We start from the raw sequence: 21,280 nt of genomic DNA, 5'->3' as shown, positions 1-21,280 counted from the left end.
GAGGGATACATGACTAAGACAGATGAAATTCTCAGCATTAAGAATGTTTACAAGGTATTCGGGGCTGAACCCGACACCGCCATGAAAATGCTGGATGAAGGCGCGGACAAAAACGAGATATTCGAAAAGACCGGTCAGGTTATTGGTGTTTTCGATGCCAGCTTCTCGGTTAGAAAAGGCGAGATTTTTGTCATCATGGGGTTATCGGGTTCCGGCAAATCCACTCTGGTGCGACTGCTTAACCGTCTGATCGAACCCACTGCTGGCAGTATCACGCTGAACGGCCGAGATATTACCCGCCTGGCTGACAAGGACCTGCTGGATGTCAGGCGCAAGGACATGAGCATGGTGTTTCAATCCTTCGCGCTTATGCCCCATATGAGCGTGCTGGAAAATGCCGCTTTCGGTCTGGAAATCTCCGGTGTACCTGAAGTAGAGCGCCACAGCCGTGCGCAGGATGCGCTGTCCCAGGTGGGCTTGGGTGAACACGGTGCCAGCTTCCCGCATCAGTTGTCCGGCGGTATGCAGCAGCGCGTGGGCCTGGCCCGGGCACTGACCAATGACCCCACCATTCTGCTGATGGACGAAGCCTTCTCGGCGCTGGATCCCTTGATCCGTTACGAGATGCAGGGGGAGCTGATCCGGCTTCAGAAGGAGCAGGAACGCACCATCATCTTTATCTCCCACGATCTGGATGAAGCCATACGCATCGGTGACCGCATCGCCATCATGGAAGGTGGGCGCATCGTGCAGATCGGCACCCCGCAGGAGATTCTGCGCAACCCTGCCGATGACTACGTCGAAACCTTTTTCAAGGGTGTGGATATCTCCAAGATCCTCAAGGCCGGCGATATCGCTCAGAAAGACCCGCGCAGCCTGATCAAGCTGAACGGCAGCGTCAGCCTGCTGGATAGCTCCGCCGATATCCAGTTCCGCTATCTGCTTGATGAGCAGGAACAGCTGCAGGGCATCGTCAGCGGTGGCGATTTCGCAGGACAAGCGCCAGACATGGCCACGCTGGATGCGCTGAAAGTGGCTCAGCCGCTGAGCATCCGCAGCGATGCGCCGCTGCACGAGGTGATGACGCTGGTGGCAGACACGGCTTACCCGCTACCGGTACTGGACAGTCAGGGTGCCTTCCTGGGCACCATCTCGAAAAGCCTGCTGCTGCAGACGCTGAGCCATCAATAAAACCGCCAGTTTTCAAGAGGACGTCAGATGTCTGAATTCAGCTTGCTTGATCCGTTTCAGTATCTCCACCTTCCCCTGGGAGAGTGGGTCGAATCCATACTTAACTATCTGGTACAGAACTTCCGCGGATTTTTTCGTGCCATTCGCTGGCCCATAGACCAGGTGCTGAACGGCATCGAATTTACCCTGCAGTCACCGCCGCCGCTGATCGGCATTTTGCTCGGCAGCCTGCTGGGCTGGCAGCTGGCGGGCAAGCGCATGGGTGTGTTCTGTGCCATTACGCTGTTTTTCCTGGGCCTGATCGGGGTCTGGTCCGAGTCCATGACGACTCTGTCGCTGGTACTGACTTCGGTATTTTTCTGCGCCCTGTTCGGTGTGCCGCTGGGCATTCTCTGTGCCCGCAGTGACCGTGCCGAGCGCTTCGTGCGCCCCGCGCTGGATGCCATGCAGACACTGCCGGCCTTCGTTTATCTGGTACCGGTGGTGATGCTGTTTGGTATCGGTAACGTGCCGGGTGTGCTGGTGACCATTATCTTTGCGCTGCCGCCGCTGGTGCGCCTGACGAACCTCGGTATCCGCCAGGTGCCGGACGACAAGGTAGAAGCCGGTCGCGCCTTTGGCTGCACGCCTCGGCAGATGCTGTTCAAGGTACAGCTGCCGCTGGCCATGCCGACGATCATGGCGGGCCTGAACCAGACACTGATGCTGTCCCTGTCCATGGTGGTGATCGCCTCCATGATCGCCGTGGGCGGGCTCGGCCAGATGGTGCTGCGTGGTATCGGCCGCCTGGACATGGGGCTTGCCACTGTGGGTGGTGTAGGCCTGGTCTTGCTGGCCATCTTCCTCGACCGCCTGACCCAGGCCATCGGTGAGCGCTCCGATGTCAGCAACACCCTGCGCTGGTACGAAAGCGGTCCCGTCGGCATCTGTGTGCGCCTGTTTCGCAGCGTTCGCGGTACCCGCAACACAACAGTACGAACCCATTCTTAAATCAATAAACACAAGCAGGAGTACGCCCATGCGCACCCAACTCGATACCTTTATTAGCCGCACCCGGGCCATCACCGCGGCTGTTTCCCTCGGTACCCTGCTGCTCAGCGGTGCAGCCCTGGCGAGCGAGCTGCCCGGCAAGGGTGAGTCGGTAACGCCGATTTTCCCGAGTATCGCCGAAGAGCGTTTTCGCGGTGAGGTGGCCATCGCCGGCCTGAAGGAACTGGGTTACGACGTTGAAGAACCCAAGGAAACCGAATATGCCACCATGATGATGGCGCTGTCTTACGGCGATGCCGACTTCAGCGTGCATCTGTGGGACAAGCTGCACGATACCTTCTATCAGAAGGCCGGTGGCGACGAGACCATGATCAAGACCGGCAGTATTATTCCGGGCGTCTTGCAGGGTTACCTGATCGACAAGAAAACCGCTGAACAGTACGACATCAAGTCACTGGCCGACCTGAAAAAGCCCGAGATCGCCAAGCTGTTCGATTCCAACGACGATGGCAAGGCCGATCTCACCGGTTGCAACCCGGGGTGGGGCTGCGAGCTGATTATCGACCACCATATGCAGGCCTACGGTCTGGAAGACACCGTGACCCATAACCGCGGCTCCTACTTCGCGCTGATGGCCGATACCATCGCCCGCTACAAGGAAGGCAAACCGGTGCTGTATTTCACCTGGGTGCCGCAGTGGATCGCCGGTGTACTGGTGGAAGGTGAAGACGTGGTCTGGCTGGAAGTGCCCTACACCGATTTGCCCGATGGCAATAACGACATCAACACCTCCTACGAAGGCAAAAACCTCGGCTTTGCCGTCGACAAGGTCATGGCCGTGATGGGACGCGAGTTTGCCGAAGAGCATCCGGCGGCCAGGTCCTTCCTGTCCCAGGTGCAGATTTCCACCGCCGACGAGAGCGCCCAGAACCTGAAGATGCAGGACGGTGAAAAGTCCGTTGAAGACATCAAGCGTCACGCCCAGGAGTGGATTGCCGCCCACCGCGATCAGTTTGACATCTGGCTGACCAAGGCACGTACCGCGTCCAACTGAGCTCCAGGCAGGTCTTACTGGGGGCCTTAGGGCCCCTTTTTTTGTCTTCAGGCTGAGATTGCACCATGTCTTTGTATCGATTTGTTCAGGATTTGAGCTTTGCCGAGGTTCCCGCCCATACCCGCTACCTGATGAGTACCGCACTGCTTGATATACTCGGCGTGGCGGCAGGTGCGCGGCACAACCACACCAGTACGAGTATCAGGAGCTATGCCATCGAGCACTACCTGCCTGGCCGCCTGCGCAGCCGCCTGCTGTTCGATGGCCAGGCGGTACACCCGCTGGGGGCCGCCTGGGCGGGCGGTTTTTGTATCGACAGTCTCGATGCCCATGAAGGCCATTTCACCTCCAAGGGCCATGCCGGCGCCACGGTCGTGCCGGCATTGCTGGCGCTGGTGGATGCCTGCCGGGCGCAGGGGCGCGACATCAGCGGTGCCGAGTTTATGGCCGCACTTACCGTTGGCTACGAAACCGCGCTGCGTGCCGGTGTCGCACTGATGGATACGGCGCCCGAGTACCACGCATCAGGTGCTTTTTCAGGGCTGGGTGTGGTGTGTGGCGGTGCCCGCCTGCTGGGCCTGGATGAGGAAACCTTTCTGCATGCCCTGGGCATTGCCGAGTATTTCGGTCCGCGTTGTCCGATGATGCGCCTGGTGGACTTTCCGACCATGCTGCGGGACGCCCATGGCGCCGGTGCCTACGCCGGTTTGAATGCGCTCTTTATGGCCCAGGCGGGTATTACCGGGGCTCCTGCGGCCACGGTCGAGGCCGAAGGGGTCAAGCACTGCTGGCAGGACCTGGGCCTGCGTTGGGAGATCGATGCCCAGTACTTTAAACCCTGGCCTGTGTGTCGCTGGGCGCAGCCGGCGCTGACAGCTGTTACGGCACTGATGGCCGAGCACGGGGATATCAGGGGCACAAGCATCGAGCGTGTTCGGGTCGAGACTTTCCATGAATCCATGCGGCTGCAGGGGTACTTTCCGGCCAATGCCGACGAGGCTCAATACGGCCTGGCGTTCCCGCTGGCGGCATTGATCAGCCGTGGCCAGGTGGGTCCCAATGAAGTCACCGGGGATGCCATCCAGGCCGAGGACATTCTGGCCGTGAGCAGGCTGATCGACATCGTCGAAGCTGATGATCTGTCGGCACGCTTTCCAGAGGAGATACTGTCCCGCGTGCGCATCAGCCTGAAGGATGGTCAGGTGTTGCAGAGCCCGGTGACCGCCGCCAAGGGTGACCCCGCCACTGCCATGACCCAGGCCGAATTTCGTGACAAGTTCCGCTTGCTTGCATCGGTGAACCTGGTCCCAGAGCGTATCGAAGCCATTATCGCGGCCGTCGTTACCCTGGAGCAGGCGCCCGATTGCAGCGAGCTGCTGGAGCAGGTGCTTCGCGCTTAAGAGGGTCAGTGGGGGCCAGCAAATGGCCCTTGCTGTGTGTGGCAATTAGAGGCCCGGGTCTGGCGATGCAGGCTCGCGCAGGGACGCGGTCTGCTCTAACAGCCAGCGTCTGAGTGTCTGCATCCCGGGAGAGTCAATTCGATCCCGTCGACAGACAAAGTAGTGTTTTCGATCATCGGCCAGGTACGTCTCACTGACGGGGCGTACCAGCTTTCCCTCTTCGAGCTGTCGTTGTACCAGGTGACGCCAGGCCAGGCCCACGCCTATGTCCTCCTGTACCGCGTCCAGCAGCATCAGGAAGTGGCTGAAGCTCATCCCTGATTGGTTCAAGTCCACAGCCATCTCAAACTGTTTCAACCAGAATGCCCAGTCCAGTGGTGCCCAAAGCCTGGCTTTCCAGTGATCGGCACTCAGGTTTAGCAGCGGTACCTGCAGAAGCCCGTCCAGGGCTGTGATCTGCGGATTCTGCCTCGCAAAATCAGGGGTACAGACGGGGAACACTTCCTCCGAAAAAAGGTACTCGGCAACATAAAGCGGATGCTCCTGCATACCCAGCGTCACAGCAGCATCGAAACCTTCGTTATAGCCAGGATTACCCTCACCACTGATCAGTTGCAACTGCAGCTCTGGGTGATGAGTGCGCAGTTGTTTCAGCCTGGGCAGCAGCCAGAGCTGGGAGAAAGATGTTGTTGTTGTGAGTGATATATGGCCCGGGTGCTTGCGTTGCAACAGGTCACGTGAGGCTGCGGCTATGTGCTCTAACGCGGCGGATGCCGCCAGGTACAAGCCTCGCCCTTCGGAGCTGAGCTCCACCTTGCGATTGCTGCGGATAAAAAGTTTGAGGCGATAAAACGCTTCCAGAGTCTGAATCTGGCGACTGATGGCCGCCTGGGTGACGCAGAGCTCTTCGGCGGCGGCCTTGAAGCTTTCATGGCGGGCAGCCGCTTCGAAGGTACGCAGGGCATTTAAGGGCGGGAGTAGTTGTTTCAAGTTGCTCATGGGTAAACCTGAGTAGACCGATCACGTTTTCCAGTTAACCAAATCGCAATTGATAGTGCCATATAATGATGCTTTGAATGCCATTCATAGTTATTTTCATGATATCAAGGCGCTTAATATACTGTTTTATAAGAAGTTGATGGCTGCACTCGCATGGCACCCGAGTGATAATTTCAGTTAATAAAAAGTTATCCGAATACGGCTTTAATGTCGTTTGTCAGCTGCATCCTGATTGTTGATTATGAGCCTCGCAACGCATCCATATCGAGGAACAGAAGTCATGCGATTTGAAAACAAGGTTGTCGTTATCACCGGCGGTGCCGGCGGCGTGGGGCAGGCGCTGGTGAGGCTGTTTGCCCGCGAAGGCACCCGCATCATGATCGTGGACATGATCGAAGACGGCTGCCGTTTTGCTGCCGAAGAGGCCCGGGCGCTCGGTGCCGAGGCGGACTACCTGGCCGGTGACCTGCGGCAAAAGGAATATTGTGAGGCGGCGATTGCACACTGTGTCGAGCGTTTCGGTGCCCTGGATATTCTTCTCAATAACGCGGGCATTATCCCCCGGGGCACCATTGAGGAAACCACCGACGAAATGTGGTTTACCGCTATGGGGGTGAATCTCAATGCAGTCTTTTTTCTGTGCCGCGCAGCCATTCCCCATATGAAAAAACGGGGTGGCGGTGCCATCGTTAACACGTCCTCGGTCTGGGGGACTCAGCCTGGGCCTGGCCATGTGGCGTACTGCACCAGCAAGGGCGCCGTGGCGGCACTGACCCGCAACCTGGGGCGTGACTGCGCACCGCTGGGTATCCGTGTTAATGCGGTCTGCCCCCATGAGATCAATACACCGATGATTCGCAGCGGTTTCGAACGCCGCGGTCTGGATCCGGACAAGGCAGTGGAAGAACTGAACAAAACAGTGCCGCTGGGGCGGATCGCGGAGCCCGAGGACATCGCTGACGTAATCGCTTTCCTGGCCTCGAACGAGGCACGCTATATCGCCGGTGAATGCGTTGACGTAACCGGTGCCAAGCCCGTCTCAGGTTAAAAAACGTTGTGAGGAGTTGCCTATGAATCTTGCAAACAAAGTCGCCGTTGTTACCGGCGGCGGTCGCGGTATTGGCCGTGGAATCACCGAAAAACTGCTGGCCGCCGGAGCCAGGGTACTGGTGGCCCAGCGCCAGCCACTGGACGAAAGCCTGAACGGGTGTGCCAATCTTGCCTGGGTGGAAGCGGACCTGAGCCAGAAAGAGGCGCCCTGTGCGATCGCCCAGGCAGCGCAGGAGTATTTTGGCGGGGCTGATATTCTGGTCAACAATGCCGGTTTCATGTTCGAGCAGTCGATCGATGACATGTGCGAAGAGGACTGGGACCGGATGATGGTCGTCAATATGCGTGCGCCTGTATTCCTGGCCAAGGCCTTGCTGCCACAGATGCGCCGTCGTGGCGGTGGCAGTATCGTCAATATCGGTTCGATTGAGGGCATTGGTGCCAATCCCTGGCATGCGGCTTATTGCGGCTCCAAGGCCGGTGTCCACGGCTTTACCCGCGCCCTGGCCGTCGATCTTGGCCGGGACGGCATCCGCTGCAATGCCATTGCCCCGGGCTGGATTAACTCGGACCTGAGCAATGCCTATATCGATGCCCAGGCGAACCCGGCCCGCGCCCGGCAGGATTTGCTGGCGTTGCATCCTGTTGGTCGCACCGGCGAGCCGCAGGACATCGGTGATGCCGTTGTGTTTCTGTGCGCTGATGGGGCGGCGTTCATCACCGGCCAGATTATTGTGATCGACGGAGGGCGTACGGCCAAACTGCCGTTGCCGTTCTGATTTCACCCTGAGACAGTGGCAGCCGGGTTAATAATCCTGGCTGTTCATTTGCGCTATCTGATCTAAAAACCATTCCCTGAAAATAATTACATTCTTGCGACTGGCGATGGATTTTTTGATCAGCAGGTAGTGCTTTCTGTCCGTTTCGTAGGCTTCCCTGACCGGCCTGACAAGGTTGCCGCTGTTTAACAGGTCCGTCACCAGGTGTTTCCATCCCAGGCAGATACCGTGGCCGCTCAGCACGGTATTGAGCATCATCTGGTAATTGCTGTAGCGCAGTCCCTCAATGGGCTCGACCTCTGTTTCGTAGTGCGCGAACATGGACGGCCAGTCGATGCGGGGCCAGGGGATACCGGTCCAGTGCTCGGTGTCGGTGTTGAGCAGTGTCTGCCTGGCCAGATCTGAAAAGGTGCGGATTTCGGGATTGGCCTTGAGGTAATTCGGGCTGCAGACCGGGAAGACTACTTCATTAAAAAGGCAGTAGGCATCATAGGCACTGGATGAGGGTTCGCCCATGCTGACCATGATGTCGTAGCGCTCCCGCCGGGGATCGGGGTTCGACTCCGTACTGATGATGTAGACATCGATATCCGGATACTTTTTCCTGAATTCACCAAGCCTTGGGGCCAGAAACAGGCCCGCCAGTGAACTCATCAGCCCTATCCGGACGCTGGACGCTTCGTGCCTGTCACGCAGCTGGCGTGAGGCGGCTTCTATATGGTTGAGGCCGAGAGTCACGGCTTCCAGGAAAAACCTGCCGTCTTCACTCAGGCGCACAGCCCGATGGCTGCGTTCAAACAGCTCCGCTCCCAGGTGTTCCTCCAGCAGACGAATCTGTCGACTGACCGCTGCCTGGCTGATGCAAAGGTCAGCCGCTGCCTGTTTGAAGCTTTGATGCTGTGCCGCAGACTCGAATGCGATCAGCGCACTAAATGAGGGTAACGCCTTCTTGCGCATGGATTCACCTTGGCTGGGTTGTGCAGGCAGTAACACTTGCGCCGAATTTTAGTGGGTTTGGCGGAATCTTGCTTAACTTTAAGTTAATCAAGTGGCTATTTTGTCGTTTGAACGACTTGCCCTGGGTGCAGTACTGTTTGGGTGAGCCGGATGTTTGCCCTGGCCACTGCGCCAGGACTGCACGCGCTGACGCCTTTGAACGAAGGGCTGGCCGGTAAGCACGCAGGGCTCGAATAACGGGCTGACCAACAAGAATGGCAGAGGTGATCCAGCATGTTTTTTCCCGGAATGGGTAATACCGACAGTTTCAAACGCATGGGGCTTGTCTGCGGCACAGCGCTGCTTTCACTGTCTGTGACGCATCAGGCATTGAGTGACACTGCCTTGCAGGAACCTGGGGCGGGCGTCACTGTGCGACCGATAGATTTTGGCAACATTAACACTCAGTTCCAGACAGAAGTTGTGCGCCTTGGGTTGGAGCAGCTGGGCTACAAGGTCAATAAGGCACTGGAAGCGGATCCCACGATCGCCCACCTCTCGGTTGGGCAGGAAGATGCGGATTACATGGCGGTACACTGGAATCCACTGCACGAAGATTATTACGAGCGTTCCGGCGGGGATGAGGTGAATACGCGCGTAGGGGCGCTGGTCAAGGATGCCTTGCAGGGCATACTGATTGACAAGAAAACGGCGGATGCCCATGCCATCACGGACCTGGCACAGCTCAAGGACCCCAAGGTAGCGCAGCTGTTCGATATTGATGGTGATGGCAAGGCCGACCTGACCGGCTGCAACCCGGGCTGGGGCTGTGAAAACGTCATCGAAGAGCACCTGGACCGTCTTGGGTTGCGCGAGACGGTCACGCACCGACAGGGGGTTTATGGTGCCCTGATTGCAGATACGATTGCGCACTATGGCAAAGGTAATCCCGTTCTTTACTACACCTGGACTCCGATGTGGGTCAGCAACATCCTGGTGCCGGAAAAAGACGTGACCTGGTTAAATATTCGAGATCCCGAAAAAGGCGCAACCCAGGGGCTGGAGCTTGGCTTCGAACCCAATACCGTTCAGATCATGTCGAACAAGGCTTTTCTGTCAGAAAACCCGGCTGCCAGATCATTTTTTGAAAATGTCTCGATCGATATAAAAGATGTGAATGCCGAGAATGCACTGATTGAAGCGGGCGAAGACAAGCCGAAGGATATTATCCGCCATGCAGAAAGCTGGATTAAGGCGAATCAAACTGATTTTGACCGCTGGCTGGCAGAAGCCCGCAACGCAAGCACCGCTAAGTAATCAGTTTCAGGCAAAGCAATTCGGGGCTGAGTACTCGCTGCTGGTGCAGCGTGCCGGAAAATACAGCTTCAGCCCCGTCTGCGAAATTGTTTGAAATAAGTTATGTGAAACCCACGGGATGAAGCAGTTATGGGCACTCAGCCAAATATTATTTTTATCATGGCCGATCAGGTCGCAGCCCCCGCGTTACCTATTTATGGTCATGATGTCGTCAAAGCGCCGAATATCACAGCACTGGCAAGCGAGGGAACGGTATTTAACCGGGCCTATTGTAACTTTCCGCTGTGCGCGCCGGCACGTTATGCCATGCTGGCAGGGCAGTTGTGTTCAAAGATAGGTGCCTACGACAACGCGGCCGAATTCAAGTCTTCCATCCCGACATTTGTGCATGGGCTGCGGGACGCCGGCTATCAGACCAGTCTGGTGGGCAAGATGCACTTTGTGGGGGCGGACCAGCTACATGGTTACGAGGAGCGACTGACAACGGAAATCTATCCGGCCGACTTTAGCTGGATCCCAAACTGGCAGCAGCAGGATACGAAGCTGGCCTTTCAGGACATGGGCAATGTGACCTCGGCGGCGCCAGCGGCTCGCACTATGCAGCTGGATTTCGATGAACTCGTGGCTTATAAGGCTAATCAGAAAATTTATGATCTGGCGCGGAGCAAGGACAAGCGGCCGTTCTTCCTGACGGTTTCCTTTACCCACCCCCACGATCCCTATACGCCAACACCTGAGTTCTGGGACCTGTACGACGACAAGGAGATCGACGCACCGGCTGCCCCCTTTGTCGCCTTTGAGGACCGTGACAAGCACAGTCAGGATCTGTATTTCCACTATGGCATGGATCGCCGGCTGCCGACCGAGCAGGAAACGTTGAGCGCCCGGCACGGCTACTATGCGTCGATCAGCTACATCGATCACAAGGTGGGTCAGCTGGTGGATACCCTGAAGAAAACGGGGCAGTGGGAAAATACCATCGTGATCTTCACCTCTGACCATGGTGACATGATGGGTGAAAGGGGCATGTGGTACAAAAAGTCGTTCTACGAATGGTCTTTGCGTGTGCCTCTGGTTATTCGAATGCCCTCTGCAGGTCAGCCTGCTCGGGTGAACAACAGTGTGTCTCATCTGGACCTGTTCCCAACCCTGCTGGAAATGGCCGGTGTGAGTGATTGCTCTGGTTTGCAGCTGGATGGCACCAGCCTGCTGCCCTATCTGCACAACAGAACCCCGCAGACGGCACCGTTGCCGCGTGCGGAGTACCTCGCTGAAGGGACAAATACACCGCAGGTCGCACTTATCCGTGACCCTTACAAGTTATTGCTTAGCGCAGATGCCGAACCTCTGCTGTTCAACCTGGATGAAGATCCGCTGGAGCAGAACAACCTTGCCACCCGCGCAGATCATGCCGATTGCCTGCAGAGCCTGCTGCTAATCGCACAGGCTGAATGGGATTTGGAAACGCTCAGAGGGGATATCATCAAGGATCAGAATGCGCGTCGTTTGATTCATGGTGCCCTGAAAAAGGGTGCGCAAAAATCCTGGGATTATGAGCCACGTCAGGATGCCAGCAAGCAGTTTGTCCGCGGCGGAGACTGGTGTGCCGATGCCGAGTCCAATGCCTATCTGGCCTATCAAGGAGTTTGAGAGAGCTACGCAGCGGTGGCCTCCAGTAACGGGGGGATGAATACAGGGCGGCTGAACTTTCCAGGCGCACTTTCCACTTAGCAAATAAAGGCAGGTGGCTTGCGGCGTAAATAAACATCTAAAAGTCATCTTTTGTTGGCTGAGTCTGCGGCCATCCGGCTTGCCGGTTTGTTATATAACAATGCTATATTGGCGAAGAATCGACCCCAGCGCGTTGATATGGATGCTGATGTATTGGTGTATAAACATTCGGTTAGGCATGAGTTGCAGAGTGAAACTGACGTGATGCTGTGCGGCCAACGCCGTGCTTCGGCAGCGCAGTGCGGTGGGTGGCGTTCTGAACCGTCCACCGTGGTTGTCGCTGCCCGGGGTTGGCTTTGTTCACTGGTCATGCTGCTATTGGGTGCTTTTCCTGGGGTGGGATTGGGCGCTGAGTCTGGTGCCGTGCTGGTGCTGCAGCCGGTCATGCAGGCAGTGCAGCTAGCGCCCTATTTGTCGGTGCTGGAAGACCCGGATGGCAGGCTCACACTTGAGGATGTTCGCAGCGATCCATGGAACCAGCAGTTTGCCCCGCTGGCAGTGGCCAAGACCGCTTTCGGAGTATCGTCATCCGCCTGGTGGGTGCGGTTGGAGGTGCAAAACCCTGGGAGCGAGGCTGTTGCCTGGATGCAGGATATTCCCCACAACACTCTGGACTATATCGACAGTTACGAAATACGTGCCGACGGCACTGTCGGTCGGCAGCTATCCGGTGATCACCGGCCCCATGATACGGCTGCATTGCCCAGTGAAACATTCCACTTTTCCTATCTGACGGCACCGGGCTCAAGCAGTGAGATCTATCTGCGTTTTGCCTACGAGTCGGCCGGCATTATCAATATTTATCAGGAGGCCTCTACGGCGGCGGACTATGCGCGGCAGCAGCATACCAAGGCTTTATTGCTTGGCGTCTTCCTCGGCGCCATCCTGCTGGTCATCCTTTATAATTTTTTCCTGATGCTGTCTGTACGCGAGGCGCCATTCTTCTGGTATCTGCTTTACGCTTCGGCGGCCACCCTGTTGTATCTCGCCATGAGTGGTCTGGGATATCGTTATTTGTGGCATTTCAGCCCGTGGCTCTCTGGCATCATCCCCAATATTGCGGTGATTCTGTTTTATATGCTGGCGGTGCAGTTCAGCCGCAGCTTTCTGGATACCCGGCTTAGGGCACCGCGCTGTGATCGCATCCTGCTGGGGTTGATTGTGCTTTCCGGGGTCAGCGTACTGCTGTTATTTGGCGGTTTTAGTGGCGCTTCGGTCAACCTGACACTGCTTATCGGGCTGGTGCTGGGGCTGTTTCCCGTTCTCGGTGCCTGGCTCTGGTATCAGGGCCATCAGATTGCCCGTGGCTATACGCTGGCCTGGAGTATCTGGTCGCTGTCGATCATCAGCGCCATTTTTCGCTTCACGGGCATAATGCCTTCCGACCCTTTCTCCATTGGTGCGACTCGTTTTGGCATGATCTTGCAGACGGTGCTGCTGGCCTTTGCGCTGGCGGATCGGATCAATATTCTGCGCAATGAAAAGCTCAGTGCCGAAAAACGGGAGTTGAATGCTTCGTTAAGATCGAGAAATGAGCTGGAGTCCAAGGTGCTGGAGCGGACACGGGAGCTTGAAGCCTCAAGGCACCAGGCCGAGATTATGGCGCGGGAAGACTCCCTGACAGGCCTGCTCAACAGACGCGCATTTTTTGAACGCGGTAACGAAGAGATTGGGCGGGCTCTGCGCCACCGCCAGCCGCTTAGCGTGATCATGCTGGATATAGACCGCTTCAAGACGGTTAATGACCGCTTCGGCCACGGGGTAGGGGACAAGGTTATCCAGGCTGTGGCCCGCACGCTCACCACTGTACTGCGGGATTCTGACCTCAAGGCGCGGATTGGCGGTGAGGAATTCGCCGTTATCCTGGTGCAGACGCCACGGGAGTCCGCCTTGATACTGGCCGAACGGCTGCGTGTTGCGGTTCAGGAATGTCGAGTGGCTCTGGAGGAGAATGCGGCAGCTAGTGATGAAGTTACGGCGACAACTGACGCAGCTGTGGCTGTAACCTCGAGCTTTGGTGTTTCGCAACTGACAGACGGCATGGATACGCTGGAGGCCGTATTGGCCAGCGCCGACGCGGCCCTGTACGAAGCGAAAAACAGCGGCCGCAACCGGGTCTGCGCTGCGATGGCGGCGGAGCTTGCAGAGCCCCATGTTGAGCGGCTGCAGAACGGTTAGGGAGTATAGGCTCGCAGAATACTGTCGTGAGGTAGTGACTGAAACCCACGTATTTGAGAGGCGATCAAGCTGCCTCGGCAGCGGCTTTCTATATCCCAGCGAGGTCAGTCCAGCCCGTCGAGCAGCCACTGGCGCGACTGGGTGGCGTGCTGCAGTGCGTCCTGGGGTGCCTGGGCCAGGTACTTGTCATTGAATACGTCGAACACATAATCCCCCCGATAGCCGATGCCCTGGCAGTAGCGAATTAGTTCGCGGATGCTCTGGCCGTGGCTGCCTTCGCCAGGATAAAGGCGGGCATGGCGGGCGATCTCGATCTTGTCTTCCAGTGCAGGAATGGCACTCATGGCAAAGTCGGACAATTGAACCAGGCTGATGCGCTCAACGGGGATCTCGGCCAGGGACTCCGGACCCTGGGCCTGGGCCAGCAGGTGGAAGCTGTCGATCACCAGACTGAGGTTGGTGTTGCCCGCGCGCTTGATGATTTCCCAGGCCAGCGGATAGTTGTGCACATCATGGGCCCAGGCCAGCGGCTTGAAGCCGATACGGATGCCGCGCAGTGTTGCCAGTGTTGCCAGGGTACGCAGGTCTGTGGCCATGCGGTCAATATCCACCGAGGCGTGGGATGAGGTGGCCGGGGTAACGATCAGCAGTCGACAACCCAGGCGTGCCATGAGTTGCAGATAGGTTTTGGCCAGCTCAATCTTGTAGGCCATGATCCGACCTGAATGGCCGCCGAAGTCACGCACTTCCTGCAGAGCGCTGATACGCAGGCCACTGCTGTGGATACACTCAACCGAGCCGCTGACGCCATCTTTTGCTCCCGACAAATCCAGAGCTCCCAGCTCGACGGCATCAAAACCCGCTGCGGTTATGGCCTGGAGTTTGGCGTCCAGAGTGCCGGTCAGGCTCAGGCTGCTGATGGAGAAACGCGGTGCTGTGCTGTTGTTGCCTTGAGTCATGGATACTTACCGGCCGATAAAGAATTGGACGCTGGAATCAAACAGCGGGTGCTGCACGGCATAACAATCCTGGGGTTGTTTGCCTGTTTGAGTGTTCGCAGGGCCCGCAGGCCTGAGTTGCAGCCCGCTAGCGCTCAGGCTAGCCTCTGTACCGGCCAGGTCCTGGGTGCTGAGTTCGATACTGGCAAAGCCTTCGTCGGCAAGGTCGCTGTGCTCAGCTTCCAGTTCCTGAAACCGCAATTGCAGAGCGCCATCCGGGCTGATTACAAGGCCAGGTACGGTGGCGCTGAATCCGAACAGCTGACAAAAGAAATCGCTCCATTCAATGCTGCGCCCGGCACAGACCGATAGCGTTAGCCCATTCACCTGTTGCAGGATTTCTGCCGGGGCTTTGCTGTCCGGCAGAGCCTTGAAATCAATATCGTAAATACTGAGATCCTGGCCGTAGCGGTCGATCAGGTAGATCTGGCTGCCACCGATGCACTCCAGTGCCGGGATGTTCAGTTCCATCACGCCGGCGGTGGTGCTGGCCTCCCAGGCACCCCGTGCCAGCAGGGTCTGGTAGGCGCTGTTGACATCGTTGACCCGCAGCGCCAGGGCGCAAATGGACGCACCACGCTGCTGTGCATAAGACTGGGCAAAGCTGCCGGGGGTGGCGTTGACGATAAAGTTGATCTCTCCCTGGCGGTACAGGGTGACATCCTTGCTGCGGTGCCGGGCGCAGGCCCTAAAACCAAGCTGCTCCAGCAAATGCACCAGCTGCGCAGGATCGGGCGCGGCGAACTCTACAAACTCCAGCCCCTCAATACGTACGGCGGTGCTGTCAGTGGCGTTCTTGGTACTGGTGTCCGGCATGTGCTGGATGTCTCCCTCGGATGATTCATAGTTGCTTCGCAGGCTCAGTCCGGCGAAGGGCTGGCGTCTCTCTGGCGGCGCAGCCACTTCAGTATAGGCGCTCGGTTGTTTAGCGGAGCAGGCCCGGGCCGGGCTGGTTTAAGGTCGTGATTAAATGTCATCTCGATTTTATTAGATACTACTTAAATGAATTTATGATATCTATTTTTATATGTGCTGTTACTTTCTACAGTTGCCGTATTGCATCGGAATGCGGCGATTGGCTTTCAATGCCGTTCTTGTTAGCTTAGGCCCCAACTTGAACAGTGGCTGCCGCGCTCCGGCGCAGGCCTGGAGCGGTACAGTAATGAACACTGACGACGAGAACAGCAGTACCTGTCAGCAGCTGCGTAACGACATTCTGGATGGCTCCATTGAACCCGCCAGCAAGCTGTCCATCAGCCACCTGTCGGCTCGCTACGAGTCCAGTGCAGCGCCGGTGCGCGAAGCTCTGTCGCGCCTGGCGGCTGAGGGGCTGGTGGTTCGCAAGGGGCAGCGTGGTTACTGGGCAGCGCCGGTGTCGGTGGAGGAGTTTCTGGAAGTGGCGCGCCTGCGTGTCATGCTGGAAGTGGATGCGTTTCGCCAGTCCATCCGCCATGGCGACCTTGACTGGGAAGCGGGTATCGCCGGTGCGAGACACCGTGAATTGAGCGTACGTCGCGCAGCTCAGGGGCAGTTAAAGGAAAGAGCGGGCGAGCTGATTCGTGAAAATCGCCGTTTTCACCTGGCGCTGATCGCCCAGTGCCCGTCCAAGTGGCAGCTGCGCTTCATCTCAACTCTATATGATCAGTCCGAACGCTTTCGTCGCTTGTCCCTGATCAATTTGCGCGAAGGCTCCACCGAAGTGGATGAACATGAGTTGATCATGGAAGCGGCTTTTCGCCGTGATGAAGAGGCGGCCTGTGAGTTACTGCGTGCGCATATCGAGCACTCCAATAGCCGCGTCGTTGAAACCCTGTTTCTGGATACAAAAGCCGACTGACTATTGATCCGGTGGGCAAATAGGTTCCCCCCTATTTGTTCGTCACGCCAGAACTATTTAGCCAAAAAGAATGGGCGCAACTGTATGGGCTTGCTGGCCTTCTTGGAGGCTAATAGATGGAGTTCGCATTGGCCTGAGGCCAATGATGAAGCATCCCTGCTTCATGAATTAACCCGGGTTGATATGAGTGGAGTGCTGGCGGATAGTGCAATGAAGGTCTGTCGGCGCCTTTGTATTTACGATGCCTGGGGTTGCTTGCCCATGAGGGGGCGGTCCCGCTTAGTGCTTGAATTGGCGAGAAACATTAAACAGTAATTGTCGTTGTTAACCAATCGGTCAATTTAAATAGGTTGCCGAGTAGCTCTGATTGATAAACAGCTGCCAGATATCTGTTATATATAATTAGTTATATCCGGAAAATTCAGAAATATAATTATGGTAAAGGCGAACATTATTACAGCTATAAGAATTTTTTATGGCTAAAGAACTAATCCTAAAAAATGACTAAAAAAGTCACAATTCCCCCTCGACTGAAACAATTGAAACACATACATTAAGCTAACTTAGGCCTTGGGCTCGTTTGTTAGAGGCTGCCAGCCAGCTTGCCTAAAGACAACCAGGAGTCGTTATTGGTGATATGGAGACGCCGGATTCACGGCATAATTGAGTGATATCAGTTGTCTGTGCGGCAAAGACCGCAGGTCTGGGGCCTGCGCGTGAATTTCAGGTGAACTGCCCGGCCCTGGGCAGCACCGCCCGTTTATAAAAATACTAGGTATTGCGGAGTGTAAAACGAGATGCGAATAGGTGTCCCAAAAGAGATAGATGACGGGGAAAAGCGGGTTGCGCTAACCCCCGAGGTGGCCGGTCAATTACAAAAGCTGGGCTTTAGTCTGGCGATTGAAAGCAGTGCCGGTGAAGCCGCCAATTTCGACGATGAAAAATATCGCGAAGCCGGCGTCGAGATTATCGAAGATCCGAAAGAGCTCTGGCGTTCGTCCGATATTATTATGAAGGTGCGTCCGCCCAGTCAGCACCCTGAACTGGGTTTTTATGGCGTCGAGCTGCTGCGCAAGGGTCAGACCCTGATCAGCTTCCTCTATCCTGCGCAAAATCCAGAGCTGCTGCAGGCGCTGTCTGAACGCGGCGTAACAGCACTGGCGATGGATTCGGTGCCGCGTATTTCCCGCGCCCAGAAAATGGATGCCCTGAGCTCCATGGCCAATATCGCCGGTTACCGTGCGGTGGTGGAAGCGGCGCAGCATTTTGGCCGTTTCTTCACCGGCCAGATCACCGCCGCCGGCAAGATTCCGCCGGCCAAGGTGCTGGTGATCGGTGCCGGTGTTGCGGGCCTTGCTGCGATTGGCGCGGCCAAAAGCATGGGCGCCATAGTGCGTGCCTTCGATACCCGTCCCGAGGTTAAGGAACAGGTCGAGAGCATGGACGCCGACTTCCTGATGCTGAACTTCAAGGATGAGGACGGCAGCGGTGAGGGCGGTTACGCCAAGACCATGAGCGCCGAATTCATCGAGGCCGAGATGGCGCTGTTCGCTGAGCAGGCGAAGGAGGTGGATATCATTATCACCACCGCGCTGATTCCGGGCCGTGCTGCGCCCGAGCTGATCACCGAAGCCATGGTCACCAGCATGAAGCCCGGCAGCGTGATTGTCGATCTGGCGGCCGAAGCGGGTGGCAACTGCAAGCTGACCGTCGCCAACGAGGTGGTGGTACGCCATGGCGTGACTCTGATCGGTTACACCAACCTGCCGAGCCGCCTGGCGGCTCAGTCAAGTCAGCTCTATGCCACCAACCTGCGTCACCTGCTGACCGATCTGTGTCCGCAAAAGGACGGCGAAATCGTCGTCAATATGGAAGACGAAGTCATCCGTGGTGCCACAGTGGTCAAGGAAGGCAATGTCACCTGGCCGCCGCCGGCACCGCGCATTTCCGCCGCACCCAAGGCGGATGTGGGCGAGAAGGCTAAGGCCGCGATGGAAAAACCGGCTGCAAAACCCGCGCACCCGCTGGCCTTCCTGATACCGCTGGCCATCGCCGGCCTGGTGCTCTTTGGCTTGGGTGCCGTGGCGCCACCGGCCTTTATCGGTCATCTGACAGTGTTTGTGCTGTCCTGTTTTGTCGGCTACATGGTGGTCTGGGGCGTGTCCCATTCGCTGCACACGCCGCTGATGAGTGTGACCAACGCTATCAGCAGCATCATCGTTATCGGGGCACTGATTCAGATTTCCAGCGACAGTACGCTGGTCGTGGTGCTTTCTACGCTGGCAGTGTTTATCACCAGCATCAACATAGTCGGTGGTTTCGCCGTGACTCAGCGCATGCTGCGCATGTTCAGGAAATAAGGCCAATACGATGAGTACAGGTGTAATCACAGCGTCCTATATCGGTGCCAGTGCACTGTTCATCCTGGCGCTCGGTGGCCTCAGCCATCAGGAAAGTGCGCGCCGGGGCAATCTCTACGGCATGCTGGGCATGGGTCTGGCGCTGGTCGTTACCATCTTTGGTCTGGTTACCGACAATCGCTTCGCGCTCATTGTTGGCATGCTGGCCGGCGGCGGTATCGGCTGGTACCTGGCGAAAAAGGTCGAGATGACCCAGATGCCGGAACTGGTGGCTATTCTGCACAGCCTGGTAGGCCTGGCGGCGGTGTTCGTCGGTTTTGCCAATGCGCTGGATCACGGCGCTGACATCAGCGGTGTCGAGAAAACCATTCACGATGTTGAAACCTATATCGGCATCCTTATCGGTGCCGTGACCCTCTCGGGTTCGGTGGCGGCCTATCTCAAACTCAGCGCCAAGATCAGCGGCAAACCGCTGCAGCTGCCGGGTCGGCATCTGTTCAACCTGGGTCTGTTGTTGCTGTCGATCTGGTTTGGCGTACTCTTCGTCCAGCAGTCCGCCCTGGGCGGCGGTACTGTCTGGCTGATCCTGATGACTCTGCTGGCGCTGCTGTTCGGCGTGCACATGGTGATGGCCATCGGTGGTGCCGATATGCCGGTGGTGGTGTCGATGCTCAACAGCTACTCCGGCTGGGCCGCAGCGGCCATGGGCTTCATGCTCGGTAACGACCTGCTGATCGTGGTCGGTGCCCTGGTAGGCTCCAGCGGCGCCATCCTTAGCTATATCATGTGCAAGGCGATGAACCGCAAGTTCGTCAACGTCATCCTCGGTGGTTTTGGCACAGGCGCCAGCAAGAGCGGCGCGGCAGCAGGCCCTGCCGGGGAGGCTGGTGATGTCAAATCGATAGAGGCGGAAGAGGCGGCGGACCTGCTGGAAAACGCTCGCGAAGTCATGATAGTGCCGGGTTATGGCATGGCGGTGGCGCAGGCGCAGCATATCGTCTACGAAATCACCAAGAAGCTGCGTGACAAGGGCGTCAACGTGCGCTTTGGCATTCATCCGGTGGCCGGGCGCATGCCGGGCCATATGAACGTACTGCTGGCAGAAGCGCGGGTGCCCTACGATATCGTCTACGAAATGGACGAGATCAACGGCGACTTCCCCAAGGTGGATGTGTCCATCGTTATCGGTGCCAACGACATCGTTAACCCGGCGGCGCAGGAAGTGCCCGACAGCCCCATCGCCGGCATGCCGGTACTGGAGCCCTGGAAAGGCAAGACCACCATCGTGCTCAAGCGCAGCATGGGTACCGGCTACGCCGGTGTCGATAACCCGCTGTTCTACAAGGAAAACACGCGCATGTTGTTTGGCGATGCCAAGGAAAGCGTCGATGCGGTGCTGAAGTTCCTGAGTCACTAAAAGCGGCGAAAGGCGCGCCCTTCGGGAGGAGGGCCGGATGAAAAAAATGCCAGTCAATCGACTGGCATTTTTTATGGGCGGCTCAATAGGAGCGATAACCTGTCAGGTCCTATTTACACAGGCTAACAGAGCCTATGAAAACTCCGGATAGCGTTTGCGCATATCGTCAAGCAGGATTCGGAACAGCTCTGTGGCGGCCTGGGTCATGATGTCGCGCTTGGGTGTCACCATTGAAATCAGGCTGTCGGGAATGTTTTCGACCAGCGGTACTATGCTCAGCTCTGCCTTGATATGGTCGAATTCCAGCGCTTCGAGGGAGTAAAGCGCAGCCAGGTCGGTGCTTTGAAGCAGCATGCGCGCCAGCGTCATTGAGGTGCATTCCCGCACGCTGGTCGGTAGCGGCACGCCATTGACCGCAAATAGCTGGTAGTAATAGGTGCTTTGATCCTGCGGTGGATCTAGGGTGATCCAGTCGGTCTGCTGCAGTGCGCGCAGCGACCTTGTCTTGCGCAGGGGGTGATCCTTGCGTACCACTACGACATTGGGAATGCGGCAGATGGGTTGCCATTCCAGTGCGCTCTCCATCACGGGCACCTGGGATGTGATGGCGAAGTCGATGCCGCCCTGGCGCAGCTGTTCCAGTAGCTGGGCCGGGCGCATCTCCAGAATACGCAGTTTGGCAGCGGGGTGGCGGCGCTGAAATTCGTTAAGACTGCCAACCAGCGGCTTGAGCAGCGACGACACCGGGGTTATGCCGATAGTCACTTCGCTGTTCAGCGCCCCCTGCATACTTTCCAGATCCTGCTGTGCTCGTCGGGCCGTTTCCTGCATCAGGCGGGCATAGCCGAGCAGGCGCTGGCCGTAGGGCGTCAGGGTGATGCCGTGAGCACTGCGGTTGAACAGGCTGACGCCATACTGGTTTTCCAGTTCCTTGATCGCCTTGCTCAGGGCGGGCTGGGTTATATGCAGTTGCCGTGCGGCGGCCTGCAGGCTGCCGGCTTCGTGAACCGCCAGAAAAGCTCTTAAGTGATGGGTTTTCATGG

Annotated in this window: 17 protein-coding genes; 12 read left to right on the top strand and 5 right to left on the bottom strand. The window is 57.2% G+C overall.

What is annotated here, in order from left to right:
• Positions 1-9 precede the first annotated feature (9 nt).
• From proV to MPRO_RS04795, 4 genes are all read left to right on the top strand, one after another.
• Positions 10-1,191 (top strand): glycine betaine/L-proline ABC transporter ATP-binding protein ProV, encoded by a 1,182-nt coding sequence (gene proV / locus MPRO_RS04810; protein ID WP_067288064.1) that lies wholly within the window; start codon positions 10-12, stop codon positions 1,189-1,191.
• A gap of 27 nt (positions 1,192-1,218) precedes the next feature.
• Positions 1,219-2,181, top strand: coding sequence for a glycine betaine/L-proline ABC transporter permease ProW (gene proW, locus MPRO_RS04805; protein ID WP_067288061.1), 963 nt, complete (start codon positions 1,219-1,221; stop codon positions 2,179-2,181).
• Between the two features lie 28 nt (positions 2,182-2,209).
• Positions 2,210-3,235 carry a glycine betaine/L-proline ABC transporter substrate-binding protein ProX gene (gene proX / locus MPRO_RS04800; protein ID WP_067288059.1) on the top strand — a complete coding sequence of 342 codons (1,026 nt, stop codon included), beginning with the start codon at positions 2,210-2,212 and terminating at the stop codon, positions 3,233-3,235.
• Positions 3,236-3,300: 65 nt separating this feature from the next.
• Positions 3,301-4,635, top strand: coding sequence for an MmgE/PrpD family protein (locus MPRO_RS04795; protein ID WP_067288056.1), 1,335 nt, complete (start codon positions 3,301-3,303; stop codon positions 4,633-4,635).
• Positions 4,636-4,680: 45 nt separating this feature from the next.
• Here MPRO_RS04795 and MPRO_RS04790 read toward each other — a convergent pair whose 3' ends face one another.
• Complete coding sequence (locus MPRO_RS04790) at positions 4,681-5,634, bottom strand: LysR substrate-binding domain-containing protein (RefSeq protein ID WP_067288055.1); 954 nt, start codon at positions 5,632-5,634, stop codon at positions 4,681-4,683.
• A 280-nt stretch (positions 5,635-5,914) separates the two neighbouring features.
• Here MPRO_RS04790 and MPRO_RS04785 point away from each other — a divergent pair, with 280 nt between their 5' ends.
• Entirely contained in the window at positions 5,915-6,682 is a 768-nt protein-coding gene (locus tag MPRO_RS04785; RefSeq protein ID WP_067288054.1) for an SDR family NAD(P)-dependent oxidoreductase, read from the top strand.
• Between the two features lie 22 nt (positions 6,683-6,704).
• Complete coding sequence (locus MPRO_RS04780; protein ID WP_067288051.1) at positions 6,705-7,463, top strand: SDR family NAD(P)-dependent oxidoreductase; 759 nt, start codon at positions 6,705-6,707, stop codon at positions 7,461-7,463.
• A gap of 27 nt (positions 7,464-7,490) precedes the next feature.
• Here the strand turns inward: MPRO_RS04780 and MPRO_RS04775 are convergent, their stop codons facing one another.
• Entirely contained in the window at positions 7,491-8,420 is a 930-nt protein-coding gene (locus MPRO_RS04775) for a LysR substrate-binding domain-containing protein (protein WP_067288049.1), read from the bottom strand.
• A 273-nt stretch (positions 8,421-8,693) separates the two neighbouring features.
• Between MPRO_RS04775 and proX (MPRO_RS04770) the strand changes: the two genes are divergently transcribed.
• The 3 genes from proX (MPRO_RS04770) (at position 8,694) to MPRO_RS04760 (ending at position 13,625) form a co-directional block, all read left to right on the top strand.
• Positions 8,694-9,716 (top strand): glycine betaine/L-proline ABC transporter substrate-binding protein ProX, encoded by a 1,023-nt coding sequence (gene proX / locus MPRO_RS04770; protein WP_216821239.1) that lies wholly within the window; start codon positions 8,694-8,696, stop codon positions 9,714-9,716.
• A 129-nt stretch (positions 9,717-9,845) separates the two neighbouring features.
• Positions 9,846-11,366 carry a choline-sulfatase gene (gene betC / locus MPRO_RS04765; RefSeq protein ID WP_067288046.1) on the top strand — a complete coding sequence of 507 codons (1,521 nt, stop codon included), beginning with the start codon at positions 9,846-9,848 and terminating at the stop codon, positions 11,364-11,366.
• A gap of 264 nt (positions 11,367-11,630) precedes the next feature.
• Entirely contained in the window at positions 11,631-13,625 is a 1,995-nt protein-coding gene (locus MPRO_RS04760; protein WP_158651753.1) for a sensor domain-containing diguanylate cyclase, read from the top strand.
• Positions 13,626-13,729: 104 nt separating this feature from the next.
• Here MPRO_RS04760 and MPRO_RS04755 read toward each other — a convergent pair whose 3' ends face one another.
• Positions 13,730-14,584, bottom strand: a complete 855-nt coding sequence (locus tag MPRO_RS04755; protein WP_067288040.1) for a sugar phosphate isomerase/epimerase family protein — start codon at positions 14,582-14,584, stop codon at positions 13,730-13,732.
• 6 nt (positions 14,585-14,590) lie between these two features.
• Complete coding sequence (locus MPRO_RS04750) at positions 14,591-15,439, bottom strand: hypothetical protein (RefSeq protein WP_067288037.1); 849 nt, start codon at positions 15,437-15,439, stop codon at positions 14,591-14,593.
• Between the two features lie 346 nt (positions 15,440-15,785).
• Between MPRO_RS04750 and MPRO_RS04745 the strand changes: the two genes are divergently transcribed.
• From MPRO_RS04745 to pntB, 3 genes are all read left to right on the top strand, one after another.
• Positions 15,786-16,460 (top strand): GntR family transcriptional regulator, encoded by a 675-nt coding sequence (locus tag MPRO_RS04745; protein ID WP_067288035.1) that lies wholly within the window; start codon positions 15,786-15,788, stop codon positions 16,458-16,460.
• A gap of 797 nt (positions 16,461-17,257) precedes the next feature.
• Positions 17,258-18,820 (top strand): Re/Si-specific NAD(P)(+) transhydrogenase subunit alpha, encoded by a 1,563-nt coding sequence (locus tag MPRO_RS04740; RefSeq protein ID WP_067288033.1) that lies wholly within the window; start codon positions 17,258-17,260, stop codon positions 18,818-18,820.
• Positions 18,821-18,830: 10 nt separating this feature from the next.
• Positions 18,831-20,237, top strand: coding sequence for a Re/Si-specific NAD(P)(+) transhydrogenase subunit beta (gene pntB, locus MPRO_RS04735; protein ID WP_067288030.1), 1,407 nt, complete (start codon positions 18,831-18,833; stop codon positions 20,235-20,237).
• Positions 20,238-20,369: 132 nt separating this feature from the next.
• Here the strand turns inward: pntB and MPRO_RS04730 are convergent, their stop codons facing one another.
• On the bottom strand, positions 20,370-21,278 hold the full coding sequence (locus MPRO_RS04730) for a LysR family transcriptional regulator (protein WP_067288028.1): 909 nt from the start codon (positions 21,276-21,278) through the stop codon (positions 20,370-20,372).
• Positions 21,279-21,280: the final 2 nt, after the last annotated feature.

It is taken from the genome of Marinobacterium profundum (genome assembly GCF_001528745.1).
In the GTDB taxonomy this organism is placed as follows: domain Bacteria; phylum Pseudomonadota; class Gammaproteobacteria; order Pseudomonadales; family Balneatricaceae; genus Marinobacterium_A; species Marinobacterium_A profundum.
Note: the sequence above shows the minus strand (reverse complement) of the source record. Positions and strands in the feature narration are given on the sequence as shown.

Bases quoted from the DNA above. Each gene is read 5' to 3' on its own strand.
- proX (WP_216821239.1), top strand. From the start codon at position 8,694: ATGTTTTTTCCCGGAATGGGTAATACCGACAGTTTCAAACGCATGGGG.
- MPRO_RS04730 (WP_067288028.1), bottom strand. From the start codon at position 21,278: ATGAAAACCCATCACTTAAGAGCTTTTCTGGCGGTTCACGAAGCCGGC.
- MPRO_RS04750 (WP_067288037.1), bottom strand. From the start codon at position 15,439: ATGCCGGACACCAGTACCAAGAACGCCACTGACAGCACCGCCGTACGT.
- pntB (WP_067288030.1), top strand. From the start codon at position 18,831: ATGAGTACAGGTGTAATCACAGCGTCCTATATCGGTGCCAGTGCACTG.
- proV (WP_067288064.1), top strand. From the start codon at position 10: ATGACTAAGACAGATGAAATTCTCAGCATTAAGAATGTTTACAAGGTA.
- MPRO_RS04795 (WP_067288056.1), top strand. From the start codon at position 3,301: ATGTCTTTGTATCGATTTGTTCAGGATTTGAGCTTTGCCGAGGTTCCC.
- MPRO_RS04740 (WP_067288033.1), top strand. From the start codon at position 17,258: ATGCGAATAGGTGTCCCAAAAGAGATAGATGACGGGGAAAAGCGGGTT.
- MPRO_RS04780 (WP_067288051.1), top strand. From the start codon at position 6,705: ATGAATCTTGCAAACAAAGTCGCCGTTGTTACCGGCGGCGGTCGCGGT.
- betC (WP_067288046.1), top strand. From the start codon at position 9,846: ATGGGCACTCAGCCAAATATTATTTTTATCATGGCCGATCAGGTCGCA.
- proW (WP_067288061.1), top strand. From the start codon at position 1,219: ATGTCTGAATTCAGCTTGCTTGATCCGTTTCAGTATCTCCACCTTCCC.
- MPRO_RS04755 (WP_067288040.1), bottom strand. From the start codon at position 14,584: ATGACTCAAGGCAACAACAGCACAGCACCGCGTTTCTCCATCAGCAGC.
- MPRO_RS04775 (WP_067288049.1), bottom strand. From the start codon at position 8,420: ATGCGCAAGAAGGCGTTACCCTCATTTAGTGCGCTGATCGCATTCGAG.
- MPRO_RS04745 (WP_067288035.1), top strand. From the start codon at position 15,786: ATGAACACTGACGACGAGAACAGCAGTACCTGTCAGCAGCTGCGTAAC.
- MPRO_RS04790 (WP_067288055.1), bottom strand. From the start codon at position 5,634: ATGAGCAACTTGAAACAACTACTCCCGCCCTTAAATGCCCTGCGTACC.
- MPRO_RS04785 (WP_067288054.1), top strand. From the start codon at position 5,915: ATGCGATTTGAAAACAAGGTTGTCGTTATCACCGGCGGTGCCGGCGGC.
- proX (WP_067288059.1), top strand. From the start codon at position 2,210: ATGCGCACCCAACTCGATACCTTTATTAGCCGCACCCGGGCCATCACC.